Here is a 1,696-nt window from a genome sequence, read left to right on the forward strand (position 1 = left end):
GCGCAAAAAAAATGAGTCATACCACTTAAGATTCAAATCAAATTGTTTTGATCTGTCAATAGAAACCAAGTCTCTGTAAAATTGGTTATTTTTGTATAGCTTGATACGCTATAACGAAAATAACTAATTGATAATGAGTAATTTGACTGGTAGGTATATAAATCCATTGACCGATTTTGGGTTCAAGAAACTTTTCGGGACTGAGCCCAACAAAGACTTGTTAATTGATTTCCTAAACCAAATACTACCGGAAAAGCACCAAATCAAGGATTTGAACTACTCAAGAAATGAACATTTAGGACAAGCCGAATTAGATAGAAAAGCAATATTTGACCTATACTGTATTGGTGAATCAGGAGAGAGATTTATAGTTGAAGTACAGAAAGCAAAACAAAATTATTTCAAGGATAGAAGTATCTACTATTCTTCTTTCCCAATTCAGGAACAAGCCAAAAAGGGAGATTGGGATTTCAAGCAAGACCCTGTATATACAGTAGGAATACTTGATTTTATATTCGATGATCATAAGAATGAAGATGAATTACTCCATTTAATTGAACTTAAAAATCAAAGATGTGAAGTGTTTTACGATAAGCTAAAATTCATCTACATTGAACTTCCAAAATTCAAAAAAACACAAGATGAGCTAGATGATCACTTTGAAAAGTGGTTATATGTATTCCGTCATTTATCAGAACTACAAGATAGGCCCCAACAATTACAAGACCGGATATTTCAAAAATTATTTGATACAGCAGAAATAGCGAAGTTTTCACTAGAAGAAAGGGTGGCATACGAAGAGAGCTTGAAATATTACAGAGATATCAAGAATGTTGTTGATACATCTAGAGAAGATGGGATTGAGGAAGGGAAAGAAAAAAGAACTCTGGAAATTGCTAGAGAACTAAAGAGAAGTGGTGTGTCAATTGATGTGATAATGAAATCAACGGGACTGAGTAAAGAAGAAATCGAAAAACTGTAAATAATGCGCACAACGGGTCGCGCTATGAGCAAAAAAAGAAAGAAATGAAGACTCGAGTAGAATTATGGATTCATGGAGAAGTTACACCTGTAATTGAAAAGGAGGTCAGAGATTTAACCAAAATAAACACACCTAACGAGAGGGGGATTAAGATAAATAGAGATGAGATTGATGATAGTTTGTTAATAATAAGATTTAATTCATACTCGGGCAAGTCAGGTGAATTGGCAGAACAAATAATGAAATCTTATTCTCTGTATTTGGATAAATATAGCGATATAGCCATAGGGTTTGAAACAAGAAAAAAGGGGATAGACAAATCTACAGATGGGATTACGAAAAAAGAAGTACTTGATAAAATTGGAGAATTTTACCGGTTGCTTGACGATAAGAATTGGGCACAACTTCAATTGCTTTTTCTCGATAAAATAGAATACTTGGAATGCCAAGAAGGAGCTAGAATAACAAATGAAATTGGAAAAAAAACCTCGTCAAATAGGTATCTGAACCAAAAAGAAAAAAGGTTGCAGGGCGTAATTACGAATCATACGTTGAAGGAGGTTAGGTTGTCAAAAAGATATGGCTTGATAGCTTGCGAGGTTGATTATTTAATACAAGAAACTGTAGAGGATTGTGAAAAAGAAAATATATCAATGGGCAAGCAAGAGTTTAGGATGCAGTCTATTGCTGGAGAATTAAAAATATCAAAAATTA

Annotated in this window: 2 protein-coding genes; both read left to right on the forward strand. The window is 33.4% G+C overall.

Annotated features, from left to right (window positions below; genetic code table 11):
* The first annotated feature begins 133 nt into the window (after window positions 1-133).
* On the forward strand, window positions 134-982 hold the full coding sequence (locus FRY97_RS21740; protein WP_147169724.1) for an Rpn family recombination-promoting nuclease/putative transposase: 849 nt from the start codon (window positions 134-136) through the stop codon (window positions 980-982).
* A gap of 44 nt (window positions 983-1,026) precedes the next feature.
* On the forward strand, window positions 1,027-1,696 hold a 670-nt coding region (locus tag FRY97_RS21745), incomplete at its 3' end, for a hypothetical protein (protein ID WP_147169725.1).

Origin of the sequence: Phaeodactylibacter luteus, assembly GCF_007993045.1 — a bacterium.
Lineage (GTDB): Bacteria > Bacteroidota > Bacteroidia > Chitinophagales > Saprospiraceae > Phaeodactylibacter > Phaeodactylibacter luteus.